Source organism: Arcobacter sp. CECT 8989 (genome assembly GCF_004116715.1).
Taxonomy (GTDB): Bacteria; Campylobacterota; Campylobacteria; order Campylobacterales; family Arcobacteraceae; genus Halarcobacter.
Window position 1 is genome coordinate 93,087 of the sequence record NZ_PDKE01000003.1, and the last position, 12,218, is coordinate 105,304.

Below are 12,218 nucleotides of genomic sequence, written 5' to 3' on the forward strand. Positions count from 1 at the left end.
ATTAGTTTCCTGCCACTAAACCTCTTTTAGGTCCACTTTTTCCATGGCATTGTTTATATTTTTTACCACTTCCACAAGGACAAGGTTCATTTCTAGCTATTTTTTTCTCATTTGAAAGAATTTGTTGTTCTTCAAGGTTTGTAATTGCACCTTCATTAGCTTCTTCCATTTCAGCTTTCATCTTTTCTAAAGCTTCTCTCTCTTTTTGTGCATCATCTTGGCTTTGTAGTTGAACAGTAAATAATACTTTGATAATCTCATTTTTAATATTTGAAATAAGCTCAATAAACATATTATAAGACTCTTTTTTATACTCAACTAATGGGTCTTTTTGGTTATAACCTCTAAGTCCAATACCAGTTTTAAGAGTATCCATAGAGTATAAGTGCTCTCTCCAAGCTTTATCAAGAATTTGTAAATAAAGAATTCTCTCTATTTCACTTTTTTGCTCAGGAGCTGCAACACTCATCTTTTGCTCATATACTTCTTTGATAATAGAGATTAGTTTTTCTTCTAATGCAGGATAATCTTCAGCTACAATATCCTCTTTCTCTACTAATAAGTTAAGCTCTTCTTTGAATTTAGTAATAATAAACTCATAATTGAAGTCTTCTGATGGCATACCATCAATAATTTCTGCATTCATAAGAAGGTTTTGAATGTATTCAGCTCTATTTTCATCAAGTTTAGAGTTGATATCATAATCAGGGTTTAATAAGTCATTTCTAAATGCGTAGATTACTTTTCTTTGTTCATTTGCTACATCATCATATTCAAGTAGGTGTTTTCTACTTTCAAAGTGCATAGATTCTACTTTTTTCTGTGCATTTTCAACGGCTCTTGTAACCATTTTTGATTCGATGTGTTCACCTTCTTCAATACCAATTCTTTCCATGATACCTTTAATCTTATCACTTCCAAAGATTCTAAGAAGGTTATCTTCTAGTGAAAGGTAAAATTGAGACTCACCAACGTCACCTTGTCTACCAGATCTTCCTCTTAGTTGGTTATCAATTCTTCTTGATTCATGTCTTTCAGTACCAATAATTGCTAAACCACCTAAAGATAAAGTCTCTTCATTTAGTTTAATATCAACACCTCTACCAGCCATATTAGTAGCAATTGTTACTGCACCTTTTTGTCCAGCATCTGCAATAATCTTACCTTCTTTTTCGTGTTGCTTAGCATTTAATACTGTATGAGGAATTTTTAATTTTGATAATAGTTTATTTAAGTGCTCAGATTTTTCAATTGAAGCAGTACCTACAAGAACAGGTTGTCCTTTTTCATGGTACTCTTTAATCTTTTTAGCAACAGCATCAAACTTTTCTACTTCACTTTTAAAAATTAAGTCATTTCTATCAATTCTTTGAATTTCCACATTTGTAGGAATAGATACAACATCTAAGTTATAAATCTCTGCAAACTCTGTTGCTTCAGTTTGAGCAGTTCCAGTCATACCTGCTAACTTGTCATACATTCTAAAGTAGTTTTGGAATGTGATATCTGCAAGAGTTTGAGACTCTTCTTGAATAGTAACACCTTCTTTAGCTTCTAAAGCTTGGTGTAAACCTTCCGAGAATCTTCTTCCTTCACTAAGTCTTCCTGTAAACTCATCAACAATAATTACTTCATTGTCTTTTACAACATAATCAACATCTTTTTCAAAAATATAGTTTGCTTTTAAAGCTTGATCTAGGTTGTGAGATAACATTGCATTCTCTAATGAGTATAAGTTATCTACTTCATATAATCCTTCAGCTTTTTCAATACCTTGTTCTGTTAATAAAACTGATCTATTTTTTTCATCAACTGTAAAGTCACCAGTTGAGTATGGCTTTTCACTTGGGTCTTTAGGCTCAATTAATTCACCTTTTTCTAATTGCATTGCAATTTGTTGTGATTTTACATAATCGGCACTTTTATGATTAGTAGGTCCAGAAATAATTAAAGGAGTTCTTGCTTCATCAATTAAAATAGAGTCAACTTCATCAACGATTACAAAGTGATGTTGTCTTTGAACTTTTTCTTCTAAGTCATAATGCATATTATCTCTTAGATAGTCAAAACCAAACTCATTGTTTGTACCATAAGTTATATCAGCATTGTATTGTTCTTTTCTTGCTTCATCATCTTTTAAATCACCAGTAATAGCTCCAACTTGGAAACCTAAAAAGTTGTATAAAGGTTCTAACTCTTTTGCATCTCTACTTGCTAGGTAGTCATTTACTGTAACAACATGAACACCTTTTCCTGTCATTGCATTTAAAATAACTGGTAAAGAAGCAACTAATGTTTTACCTTCACCTGTTTTCATCTCTGCAATTCTACCATCGTTTAGAACCATTCCACCAATTAGCTGAACATCATGGTGTCTCATATTTAGAGTTCTTCTACTAGCCTCTCTTGTAATTGCAAAAGAGTCATTTAAAACTTCTTCTAGTTTTACTTCTTCATTTTGAACTTTTTGTTTTAAAGCATTAAAAGCAGATTGTAGTTCTTCATCACTCATAGCTTGATATGTTGTTTCTAAAGCAGTGATTTGATTAGCTCTTTTTCTATATCTTTTTACTTCTCTGTCATTTGATGTGCCAAAAATTTTTGAAAACATATTAATCATAAAATAAATTCCTTTTTACCAAATCCTTCGCCATACATTTAGTTTAATTTGGTATTCGTTATAATCGAAAGATTATATAAAAAACAAGGTTAAAAAATGGTTTATAAACTTTTACTATTTGGGATAATTACATTTTCAAATTTATTAGCGGTAGATGAATTAAAAGAAATTAAAACTTTTCAAGCAGATTTTACTCAAACAGTTACCAATGAATCAAGTAAGGCTATCTCTTATGAGGGAAAAGTATTTATAAAAAATAATGATAGAGTATTATGGAAATATCTTTCTCCAATTGAGAAGAATGTATTTTTATTAAATGATATTGTTGTTATTGATGAACCTGAGTTAGAGCAGGTTATCTATACACGTTTAAAAGAGGAGTTGAATATTCTAAGTATTCTGCAAGATTCAAAGAAGTTATCAGAAAACAAATATGAATCTTTCTTTTATAATAGAAAATATGAAATTTTAATAGATGAAAATAAAATAAAACAAGTTTCATATAAAGATGAATTAGATAATTCTATTGTTATTAAATTTACAAATGTAGTTCAAAATCAAGAGATTCCAGAAGACTTTTTTAGATTTATTCCTCCAAGTCACTATGATATTATAAAAAAATAAACATTTTTTAGCTACTATTTCGCCCAAGGTACAACAGACAATAGCTTGAAAGCTTTTCAAGAGGAAAGTCTGGGCTGCAGTGAAGCATGGTTCCATTTAAAGAATGGCTAGGGTAACCTAAGGGACAGTGCAACAGAGAGTAAACCGCCAATTTTATTGGTAAGGGTGAAAGGGTGGGGTAAGAGCCTACCAGCACTTTAAGTAATTTTAGTGGCTATGTAAACCCAACCAGCAGCAAGAAGAGCTTGGTAATAAGCTTCACGCTTATGTTCTTCGCAAGATTGCTTAAGTAATTTAGCAACTAGATAAATTATTGTCAAAAACAAAATCCAGCTTACCGTTGTGCCTTATTTTTTTCTTACTAATTTTAAAATAAACAAAAATAACAAAAAAATCAATCTCTAAAACTACTATAAATACAGCTGTTGAACTAAATTAAACTTTCTTTTGTAAAATTCCAGTCACATTATCGTCACATTATTTTGGAGAAAATATGAATTTTACAAAAAAAGTTTTTTTATTAACATCTTATCTATTAGTGAGTATATCTCTTAATGCAAATGAAACTATTGAATCTTTTTCAAAAACAAAAAAGCTTATGAAAAAAGTATATAAATCAAATCAAACTACCTTTTATGGAAATTGTAACTATAACTATAAAGATAAATCAAACATGATATTAAGAGAAAGTTGTGGATATAAACCTAGAAATGAGTACACAAAAAAGGGCAAAAAAAATCAAAGAGCAAGAAGAATAGAGTGGGAGCATGTAATTCCTGCTGAAAACTTTGGAAGACAATTTGCTTGCTGGAGAGAGGGAAATGAAGCTTGTGTTAAAAAGAGTGGTAAAGAGTACAAAGGAAGAAGATGTTGTACAAAAGTAAATAAAGAATATCGATTGATGCAAGCAGATATGCATAATTTAGTTCCAGTAATTGGGGAATTAAATGCAGATAGATCAAACTTTAGATATGGCTTTATTGATGGAGAAAAAAGATTTTATGGTGAGGCAATTGATTTTGAAGTAGATTTTAAAAGAAGAGTTGCAGAACCAGCAGATAATATAAAAGGAAATATTGCTAGAACATATTTTTATTTTGAAAAGCAGTATGGAATGAAAATTTCTAAAAAAGATAAAAAACTATTTATAGCTTGGGATAAACTTGACCCAGTAGATAATTGGGAAAGAAAAAGAAATAATCTTATTTCTAAATATCAAGGTAATAAGAATCCCTTTGTAAAATAAAATATTTAGACACAAAAGTGTCTAAATATTAGAATCCTGCAGAGTAACCTCTACTTGAATGACTCTTAATTAAACCATAATAAGTTTTATCTCTTATTTGTTTAATCATATTTCTTAATGTAAAGATAGAAGTATTTTTATCTTTCCAAGCATTCTTTTTAATTGTTTCTACATCAACAATTGTTCCTTGGCTTTTTAAGATAGTATGGAAAATGTTCATTTGTGTTTTAGTAAGACCCACATCAACATTTTTTCTATCAAAAACTTTTTTAAGAACTTTATCATAGTAGAAACCTTTTCCAAGATCAATTCTACTATCAACTTGTTGGCTTAAAATCTCTTTTAAAGTCTCTTCAAGAGGTAAGTTAAACTCTCTTGCTTTACTTTTTAGAAATCTTTCCATTTCTTTTGTTAAATCTATTGTAATATTGCTGCTCATAATAACACCTCATATTTTTATTTTAATTATAACACATATAATTATAGGAAAGCTTAAAATTGAGACAATTGTGAGACAATTCTTTTCAAATTTTTAAAAATGTGACAAATATAATAAGAAAGTGTCTTATTTGTTTTTATTCCAGAGCTCTAGAAACTCTTTTCTATTATAAATTTTTGCACCTAAATCAGTCTTGTATTGTAGCTGTGGATGCCCTAAATTCCACATTTTATAATTATTACTTTTCAAATAATCATTTAATAGAACCAATTGTAATTTTCCCCAATTGTTATATTTTTTATTTTTTGTAGTAAATCCAGATAATGATGTATAAATTGAGCCAATTTGGTAGCCAATCTCTCCAGAAATGAGTTTTTTGTCATTTTTTTCGTATAATTCTATACTAAATAAATTAAAATTTTCATATAAGCTAGAATTAATTTTAATGTTATTTAATATGTTTATATACTCTTGTGTTAACCATGAATTGGGATGGTAAGCATTTATTTTGTCTAAAACTTTTTCAAGATTTTGACTTATATCAAGAATATAGTTATTTTCCTTTATCAATTTTTTTACTTTTCTAGGGACTTTAATATCATCAAAATGTAGTACAGCATAGTCAAATTGTATTTCAGGGAGTAAAACAAACTCTTCTTTATGATACATAGAAGTAGTAATGAATCCTTTTTTAGCGGCTTCAATATAGAACTCACAAGATAAGTCATCACTCCAGTAGTAGTTCTCTTTCATGTTAGGATAAATATGCTTATTTAATATTTCTTCATCTTGTAAATCTTCTAAAGTTAAATAGTAAATAATAACTTATCCTTTATATTAATTGTTTTTTTACAAAATCTAAATAATGACCTTCTTCCTCTTCTAATTCATCATGGGTTCCACTTTGAACTAGTTCTCCATCATTTAAAACATAGATTTTATTTGCATTTTTTACAGTACTTAGTCTATGGGCAATTGTTATAACAGTTTTATCTTTTAAAAACTCTTTTAAATCATTAAATAGTTTTGCTTCTGTATGTACATCAAGTGCAGAGGTAGATTCGTCAAAAATAACTATGCTAGGATTTGCAATAATCATTCTAGCAATAGATAGCCTTTGTCTTTGTCCTCCACTAAGTCTAATACCATGTCTTCCAACAATAGTATCTAAACCATTTTGCATATTTTCAACAGTGTGTTTTAATTGAGCTACTTCTAAAGCTTTGAAAATCATCTCTTCACTAATGTTTTCATTTCCCATTGTTATATTAAATCTAAGGGTGTTATTAAATAGTATGGGCATTTGTAAAACTAAGAATATAGACTCTCGTAATGATTTCTTGTCAATGTTATCACTACTAATACCATTATATTTTATATCTCCAGAGTTCTTTTCATAGAACCCTGCAATTAGTTGGCTTAGTGTAGTCTTGCCACTTCCACTTGCTCCAATAAGGGCTATTTTCTCTTTAGGTTTAATTTCAAAAGAGATATCCTGTAAAGTTTTCTTATCTTTATTATATGAAAAGTTTAGATTCTCTATCTTTATATGTATGTTTGTATCTTTTTTTAGTACTTCTTTTCCTGTGTGCTCTTTTTTTAGGGTAAATATTTTATTTATTCTTTTCATAGCAGCACTAGCAGTTGTATATGAGTATTGCATAGAAAGAATATCTTGTACAGGAGTCATAATAAACCAAATGTATCCAAACATAGCAAACATCATACCAATACTAAGGTCACTATATGCAACCATAAGTAATCCAGAGGCTCTAAGGATTTCAAAAGAGGCTAAAAAAACAGTAAATGAAAATCTTTCATAGGCAACACTTTTATAGTTGTATTCATTTGAAGTATTTTTTATATTGTTAGCTTTTGTTATTGAGTTCTCAAAAAAGTAGTTTTCTTTATTGCTTGCTTTTATTTGTCCAAATAGTTCTAAAGTTTCTCCAATATCATTTTGAAACTCTTCAATTGCTTGGTTCTCTTCTTTTTTTAGAACTCCAACTTTTTTTGCTATTTTCTTTGAAATAAGCATTATGATTGGTTGAATTAATAAAATCATCAATCCTAATACCGGATGAATAGCTATCATTACAATAGATACAGCAATAAGTGTTAAAACTGAAGCTACAAATTTACTAGCTCCTTTTATAATAAAGTCATCTAAAGTATTTACATCAGTTACTAAGTTTGCTGCAATAGAACCACTTCCTAAGCCTTCATACTCATTCATGCATACTTTTTCAAGATGTTTAATTGCTTTTTTTCTTATTTCAAAAGTTATATACTTTGAGATTTTAGTAAATATTTTTGTTGTGATGACATTAAAAATAAAGTGTAAAAACCTTAATAATATAACGGCTACAGTTACAATAGCTATATAATAAAAGGCATTTCCAGCTCCAATATTAGAGTTGATTGTATTTAAAAAAAAGTCCGGCTTATTTAAAAGTACTTCATCTACTAACGCAGGTAGCATTAATGGAATAGGAACACTAATAGCAATAGCAATGATTGTCACTACTTGACCAAGAATAAGTGCTTTCTTGTTTTCAAGTAGTAGTTTAAAAAGGTATTTTAGATTTATTTCTTGCATTTAAGAGTTTATTTGCTAAGTTTTTCGCAAATATCTAATTTCATTCCCTCGTGGTATTCACAATTTAATCCACATTGATAAGTACCTCTTGTACTTAACTCTAGTCTGTCTAACTCTTTTTTTGATTCAACTTGGCATTGTTCTAAAGTTTTGTAAACTCCATGTTTTTTACTTCTTTTTTCATTTGCTTTATCTGGATAAATCAATGACGTCCATGTCTCTTCTTTTTGTTGTCCACCAAAGCATCCTGACAAAATAACTGATGCAAAAATAGAAAGTAGTAGTGTTTTTTTCATATATCTCTCTTTTTTATGTTTTATAATAGTTCGTTTACGATTTTTCTACAATTAATATGTTATCATATCAAAAATTATTTAAGAGAATAGTATATGAGAAAACACTTAAGTATTTTAATTATTGCACTTTTCGCTACATTTGCACATGCAGAGAACTTCTCAGAGATGAGTACTCAAGAACTTATTTCAATTATGGGTTATGTTGATAATAAAAATAAAAAGAAATTTGAAAATGAATTAAGAAGTAGAATTTCAACTATGACTCCAAAAGAAAAAACTATGTATCAAAAGAACTTAAAAAAGATGAAAAGATAATGAAAACTAGACTATTACTTCTTGAAGATGACTTAACACTTAGCGAGACTATAGTTGATTATTTTGAAGAGCAAGGTTTTAATGTAGTTCCTGCTTATGATGGTGATGAAGCAAATGAGCTTATTTATGAGCAAAATTTTGATCTTTTCTTACTTGATGTAAATGTTCCTTCAATGAACGGCTTTGAACTTTTAAAGCAAGTTCGAAGTGAAGGAAATAAAACACCAGCAATATTTATTACATCTTTAAACTCTATGGACTCTTTAGAAGAAGGTTTTGAAAGTGGTTGTGATGACTATATTAGAAAACCTTTTGAATTAAAAGAATTGCTATTGAGAGTTCAAACAATTATAAAAAGAGAGTATTCTCAAAAACAAGAGTTAGTTGATATTACTGAAAATGTAAAGTTTAATACTCAAACAAATGAACTAATTAAAGATAATGAAATTGTTCCTTTAAACTTTAAAGAGCTTAGGCTATTAAAGTTCTTTTTACAAAATAGTGATGAACTACTTATTCATGAACGAATACTTGAGAATGTTTGGGATTATGATGAGGAACCAAGTGATAACTCACTTCGAACATATATTAAAAACTTACGAAAAATAGTAGGAAAAGATAAAATTGTTAGTCTTAAAAAGCTTGGATATAGATTTAACTCAAAGTGAGAAGAAGACACTTTTAGGCTTCTTAACTTTATACTCTTTTTTTACAATAGTTATATTGCTATTTATTTCATTTTTGTATTACTCGTTTCAAAAAGATTTGATGCTTCAACAAAAAAGAGCTTCAATGCAAGATTATTCTAGTGAATTGATATTTAGATTAAAAGATTTACATATCAACTTTGATAAATATAAGTTTTATCCAAGGGATGAAAACTTCAATTCTGCCATTTATGATAGTGATAGAAAACTTATTTTCTCAACTTTAGAGTCTCAAAATGTAGATTTTAATAGTGAAGTTTATACAACTGATTCTAAAATACACTTTGTTGAGCAACCTGAATCATACTATTTAGGTGCAAAGTATGTGGTCTTAGAAATCAAAGATGATTTACTTTGGTTTGAGAACTTAAAAAAAGAGATTGCACTATTTATTTTAATAGCTTTTGCTTTTATGGTCTTTTTTGGGTATTTTTTATTAAAGCTATTTTTAAAACCAATGAGAGATGCATTACACTTGCTTGATAGATTTATCAAAGATACAACCCATGAACTTAATACTCCTGTTTCTGCTGTAATTACAAATGTAGAGATGATAGATATTGATTCTTTAGATGAAAAGTTAGCTAGAAAAATAAAAAGAATAGATACAGGAGCTAAAACTATTTCTAATATCTATGAAGACTTAACTTACCTTACATTAAATAATAAAATCATTTCTCAAGATGAGAATATAAATCTTTCAAAAATAGTAAGACAAAGGGTTGATTACTTTAAAACCCTTGCTGATGTTAAAAAAATAGAGATAAAAACTTCTATAAAAGAAGATATATTTATTTTTTGTGATAATAAAAAAATATCAAAACTAATAGATAATCTTCTTTCAAATGCAATAAAATACAATAAAGTAAAAGGACAAATAAAAGTCTCTTTACAAGAGAATAGCTTAATAATTGAAGATAGTGGAAAAGGCATGAGCCAAACTCAAGTTGAGCAACTATTTGAGAGGTATACACGATTTGATAAGAGTGTAGGGGGCTTTGGAATAGGCTTAAATATTGTTTCTATGATTGCAAAAGAGTATAATCTTAAAATAAATGTTCAATCTCAAGAAAAAATTGGAACAAAAATGGAAGTAACATGGCAAAAATAGTTTTTACTCTTTTTTCTTTAGCCTTATTTTTAAATGCAAATGATATTTACGAAAACAATTGTGTATCTTGTCATAAAAGTTTGCCTGTATCAATTGATAAATACTTTTATAGATATCTTTTAAAATATAGTAGTGAACGTAGTGTAAAAGAGGCTATGACTACTTACTTAAATAATCCGACTAAAGAGACTACTATTATGCCAGAAGCCTTTATAAAGAGGTTTGGAGTAAAAAAAGCTACAAAATTAGATGAAAAACAACTTGCTGAAGCTTTAGATATTTATTGGGATAAATATAAAGTGTTCGGAAAACTAAAATAGTAAAATAAAATCTTCACAATCACTTCACGATTAACTTTTATACTTCTTCTATAAAAATTAAGGAGTATGATATGAAAACTACAAAAATCTTAATGAGCTTAGCAGTAATTGCAGGAACATCTTTATTTGCAAGTGATGGAGCTAAAATTTATAATTCATGTGCAGGGTGTCATGGTGCAAATGCTGAAAAAGCAGGTTTAGGAAAATCTGCTGTTATTAAAGGTTGGGATGTAGAAAAAACTGTCGCAGCTTTAAAAGGATATAAAGATGGTTCTTATGGAGGACCTATGAAAGGTGTAATGAAAGGTCAAGTTACAAGACTTTCAGATGCAGATATTAAAGCAGTTGCTGAACATATCAGTAGCTTAAAATAGAGACCTAAAGTTTATTTTAGGTCTTAAAAGGTTTTATTATGAAAAAGTTAGTATTAGCAACAACACTTTTAGTAAGTTCACTTTTTGCAGGTGGTGATAGATTTCATGATTTTGCAAAAGTAAGATATTCTGAACCAGTTTATGAGTATGTATATGAACAAGAGCCTCAAAGACAATGTGATAAGGTAAGAAAAAGAGTTAGACATTATGATCAGGGTTCACATGTAAGAAATGATAGTCTTGGAATTGATACATTAGTTGGTGTAGCAGCTGGGGCAGTTTTAGGAAGTCAAGTTGGAAAAGGTAATGGTAGAGTAGCAGCTCAAATAGTTGGTGGTCTTCTAGGTGGTAAAGTTGCCCATGAGATTAGAAATAACTATAACTCTTCATCTAATGCAGATTATAGATATGTAACAAGAACAGAATGCTATGATACTTATAAAAATGTTGAAAGAAAAGTTATAACTGGATACAAAAACTACTTTGTTTACAATGGTGTAGAACATTATAAAGTTACAAAAAGACCTAAGAAAAGAATTAGAATCACTCACTCAATAAGTTTTTAAAGCTAAGGATTTATCCCTAGCTTTAAGTAAGTAGTCTTGTAACAATATTTTGATTTATATTGCTTGATTGAGCTGCTCCATAAGCTCCTATCTGAGCTAAAATATTTTGTTTGTTAAAATCACTTATCTCTTTAGAATAATCTAAATCAGCAATTGTAGAACCAGCTTCTCTTGTAGATGTAACTTGTGTAAATAAGTTTCTTCCTGAACTTTGAAGCTGATTTTGAACAGAACCTAAATCTCCTCTATAATCATTTAATTTAGTTAATGCTTCATCTACATCCCCTAAGTAAGCTCTTGCAGTACTTGCATCAAAAGAAGAAGGCTCTTGATTAACTAAACTTTCTAAGCCAACTCCTACTGTATTTGATTGAATAGAGTCTGTTTCAATTATATCTTCAGAAGATGTTCCTACTTGAAACTGTTGACTTTGACTTGCTGCTTTGTCTTCACTAGCATTTTGTAACAAAGTTTGCTCGTTATAATTAGTGTTAGAAGCAATATTATCAAAGTTTTGTAACAAGTCTTTGATTTCTGTTAATATTTGATCTCTTCCTTGTTGAGAAGTAGTATCAGTAGATGCTTGTAATAGCTTCTCTTTTACTGTATCTAAAATATTAGATTGCTCACTAATAGATTTATCAGCAATTTGAAGTGAAGCTAAACCACTATTTACATTATCAATAGATTGAGTTAGTCCACTTGCTTCTGTTCTTAGTTTATCAGATATTGATAAAGAAGAAGCATCATCTGCTGCACTATTAATCTCTTTTCCTGAAGAGATTTTATTTAGTGATTGATTTAAATTTAAATAAGGCGATTGGTCAAGTTGTACATTATTGATTTGCATAACTACCTCCTTACGGTATATAACAAATTGTATTACTCCTTTGTTTAAAGTAAAATTAAGCCTAAGAATTAGTTTCCTAAAAATAATTTTATAATAAGCTGATATATAAATTAAAAAATAACTTTAATAAAACTACATCTAGTTAAAATAT

14 protein-coding genes and 1 other RNA gene are annotated in these 12,218 nt (G+C 28.7%); 9 read left to right on the top strand and 6 right to left on the bottom strand.

The annotated features are described in order from the left end of the window. Position 1: 1 nt before the first annotated feature. Complete coding sequence (gene secA / locus CRV02_RS03970) at positions 2-2,620, bottom strand: preprotein translocase subunit SecA (protein WP_129089256.1); 2,619 nt, start codon at positions 2,618-2,620, stop codon at positions 2-4. 96 nt (positions 2,621-2,716) lie between these two features. On the opposite strand from secA, the gene lolA reads away from it, so the two are divergent. The 3 genes from lolA (at position 2,717) to CRV02_RS03985 (ending at position 4,490) form a co-directional block, all read left to right on the top strand. After that, positions 2,717-3,244 carry a LolA-like outer membrane lipoprotein chaperone gene (gene lolA, locus CRV02_RS03975; RefSeq protein ID WP_129089257.1) on the top strand — a complete coding sequence of 176 codons (528 nt, stop codon included), beginning with the start codon at positions 2,717-2,719 and terminating at the stop codon, positions 3,242-3,244. Between the two features lie 25 nt (positions 3,245-3,269). Further along, an RNA gene (gene rnpB / locus CRV02_RS03980) (RNase P RNA component class A) lies at positions 3,270-3,597 on the top strand. Positions 3,598-3,737: 140 nt separating this feature from the next. Beyond that, positions 3,738-4,490, top strand: coding sequence for an endonuclease (locus CRV02_RS03985; protein ID WP_129089258.1), 753 nt, complete (start codon positions 3,738-3,740; stop codon positions 4,488-4,490). 28 nt (positions 4,491-4,518) lie between these two features. Here the strand turns inward: CRV02_RS03985 and CRV02_RS03990 are convergent, their stop codons facing one another. The 4 genes from CRV02_RS03990 to CRV02_RS04005 form a co-directional block, all read right to left on the bottom strand. Then, positions 4,519-4,929, bottom strand: a complete 411-nt coding sequence (locus CRV02_RS03990) for a hypothetical protein (protein ID WP_129083409.1) — start codon at positions 4,927-4,929, stop codon at positions 4,519-4,521. Between the two features lie 126 nt (positions 4,930-5,055). Further along, positions 5,056-5,682, bottom strand: a complete 627-nt coding sequence (locus CRV02_RS03995; protein ID WP_129089259.1) for a hypothetical protein — start codon at positions 5,680-5,682, stop codon at positions 5,056-5,058. 79 nt (positions 5,683-5,761) lie between these two features. After that, a complete protein-coding gene (locus CRV02_RS04000) occupies positions 5,762-7,528 on the bottom strand; it encodes an ABC transporter ATP-binding protein (RefSeq protein ID WP_129089260.1) in 1,767 nt (588 codons plus the stop codon). Positions 7,529-7,536: 8 nt separating this feature from the next. Beyond that, positions 7,537-7,824: a hypothetical protein gene (locus tag CRV02_RS04005; RefSeq protein WP_129083412.1), complete on the bottom strand. Its 288-nt coding sequence runs from the start codon at positions 7,822-7,824 to the stop codon at positions 7,537-7,539. 93 nt (positions 7,825-7,917) lie between these two features. Between CRV02_RS04005 and CRV02_RS04010 the strand changes: the two genes are divergently transcribed. The 6 genes from CRV02_RS04010 (at position 7,918) to CRV02_RS04035 (ending at position 11,217) form a co-directional block, all read left to right on the top strand. Further along, positions 7,918-8,139, top strand: a complete 222-nt coding sequence (locus CRV02_RS04010; protein WP_129083413.1) for a DUF1104 domain-containing protein — start codon at positions 7,918-7,920, stop codon at positions 8,137-8,139. Beyond that, a complete protein-coding gene (locus CRV02_RS04015) occupies positions 8,139-8,807 on the top strand; it encodes a response regulator transcription factor (RefSeq protein WP_129089261.1) in 669 nt (222 codons plus the stop codon). The genes CRV02_RS04010 and CRV02_RS04015 overlap by 1 nt, the downstream gene beginning before the upstream one ends. Next, entirely contained in the window at positions 8,764-9,957 is a 1,194-nt protein-coding gene (locus tag CRV02_RS04020; RefSeq protein WP_129089262.1) for a HAMP domain-containing sensor histidine kinase, read from the top strand. The genes CRV02_RS04015 and CRV02_RS04020 overlap by 44 nt, the downstream gene beginning before the upstream one ends. Next, complete coding sequence (locus tag CRV02_RS04025; protein ID WP_129089263.1) at positions 9,945-10,277, top strand: hypothetical protein; 333 nt, start codon at positions 9,945-9,947, stop codon at positions 10,275-10,277. Before CRV02_RS04020 ends, CRV02_RS04025 begins: the two co-directional genes overlap by 13 nt. 71 nt (positions 10,278-10,348) lie before the next feature. Further along, positions 10,349-10,651, top strand: coding sequence for a c-type cytochrome (locus CRV02_RS04030; RefSeq protein ID WP_129089264.1), 303 nt, complete (start codon positions 10,349-10,351; stop codon positions 10,649-10,651). Between the two features lie 38 nt (positions 10,652-10,689). Continuing rightward, positions 10,690-11,217 carry a glycine zipper 2TM domain-containing protein gene (locus CRV02_RS04035; RefSeq protein ID WP_129083418.1) on the top strand — a complete coding sequence of 176 codons (528 nt, stop codon included), beginning with the start codon at positions 10,690-10,692 and terminating at the stop codon, positions 11,215-11,217. A gap of 22 nt (positions 11,218-11,239) precedes the next feature. Here the strand turns inward: CRV02_RS04035 and CRV02_RS04040 are convergent, their stop codons facing one another. Then, positions 11,240-12,067 (bottom strand): flagellin, encoded by an 828-nt coding sequence (locus tag CRV02_RS04040; protein WP_129089265.1) that lies wholly within the window; start codon positions 12,065-12,067, stop codon positions 11,240-11,242. Between the last annotated feature and the right edge of the window lie 151 nt (positions 12,068-12,218).

Coding starts and splice junctions, on each gene's coding strand:
- secA (WP_129089256.1), bottom strand. CDS start 2,620: ATGATTAATATGTTTTCAAAAATTTTTGGCACATCAAATGACAGAGAA.
- lolA (WP_129089257.1), top strand. CDS start 2,717: ATGGTTTATAAACTTTTACTATTTGGGATAATTACATTTTCAAATTTA.
- CRV02_RS03985 (WP_129089258.1), top strand. CDS start 3,738: ATGAATTTTACAAAAAAAGTTTTTTTATTAACATCTTATCTATTAGTG.
- CRV02_RS03990 (WP_129083409.1), bottom strand. CDS start 4,929: ATGAGCAGCAATATTACAATAGATTTAACAAAAGAAATGGAAAGATTT.
- CRV02_RS03995 (WP_129089259.1), bottom strand. CDS start 5,682: ATGAAAGAGAACTACTACTGGAGTGATGACTTATCTTGTGAGTTCTAT.
- CRV02_RS04000 (WP_129089260.1), bottom strand. CDS start 7,528: ATGCAAGAAATAAATCTAAAATACCTTTTTAAACTACTACTTGAAAAC.
- CRV02_RS04005 (WP_129083412.1), bottom strand. CDS start 7,824: ATGAAAAAAACACTACTACTTTCTATTTTTGCATCAGTTATTTTGTCA.
- CRV02_RS04010 (WP_129083413.1), top strand. CDS start 7,918: ATGAGAAAACACTTAAGTATTTTAATTATTGCACTTTTCGCTACATTT.
- CRV02_RS04015 (WP_129089261.1), top strand. CDS start 8,139: ATGAAAACTAGACTATTACTTCTTGAAGATGACTTAACACTTAGCGAG.
- CRV02_RS04025 (WP_129089263.1), top strand. CDS start 9,945: ATGGCAAAAATAGTTTTTACTCTTTTTTCTTTAGCCTTATTTTTAAAT.
- CRV02_RS04030 (WP_129089264.1), top strand. CDS start 10,349: ATGAAAACTACAAAAATCTTAATGAGCTTAGCAGTAATTGCAGGAACA.
- CRV02_RS04035 (WP_129083418.1), top strand. CDS start 10,690: ATGAAAAAGTTAGTATTAGCAACAACACTTTTAGTAAGTTCACTTTTT.
- CRV02_RS04040 (WP_129089265.1), bottom strand. CDS start 12,067: ATGCAAATCAATAATGTACAACTTGACCAATCGCCTTATTTAAATTTA.